This window comes from Rossellomorea aquimaris (genome assembly GCF_001877785.1).
In the GTDB taxonomy this organism is placed as follows: domain Bacteria; phylum Bacillota; class Bacilli; order Bacillales; family Bacillaceae_B; genus Rossellomorea; species Rossellomorea aquimaris_A.
This window is the reverse complement of the sequence record NZ_MINN01000141.1, coordinates 1-498: the sequence shown is the minus strand read 5'-3', so window position 1 is coordinate 498 and position 498 is coordinate 1. Positions and strand designations below refer to the sequence as shown.

The 498-nt window shown below is 41.6% G+C and carries 1 pseudogene; it reads left to right on the top strand.

Features of this window, described 5'->3' with window-relative positions:
- Window positions 1–205 precede the first annotated feature (205 nt).
- A pseudogene (locus BHE18_RS20925) lies at window positions 206–498 on the top strand (homoserine dehydrogenase); the annotation flags it as partial.

Below are 498 nucleotides of genomic sequence, written 5' to 3'. Positions count from 1 at the left end.
AAGTAGTGCATAATGGTCGATTGTGTAAGCATTAAGTGGTAGGTACAAGAAAAAGAGTGGAATCTTAAGATATGTAGGCATAGAGAGCAGTTAAGCAAGATGCAATGAACATGAGAAACAAATGTGCATATGTTGATGTACTATGTACAATAGGTCCTATTATTTATCATTCTTTTTTTATTTTTTTTTTTACGCAGCGCGCAAGATGGTCATCTTGTCCTCACTTGCTTATTCAACAGAAGTCAAACTCGATGATGTCAATATCCGTGGCATGGAGACAATCCAAGACGGCGATGTGGAAATGGGCGAAAGCTTGGGCTATACGATGAAGATGGTCGGCTCTTCGACGAAAGACGAAGACGGCATCGACGTTTCGGTGGAACCAATTTTCCTGGCAAATAGCCATCCTTTAGCTTCAGTCAATAATGAATTCAACGCCGTTTATATTTACGGGGATGCAGTTGGCGAAACAATGCTTTATGGTCCGGGTGCCGGATC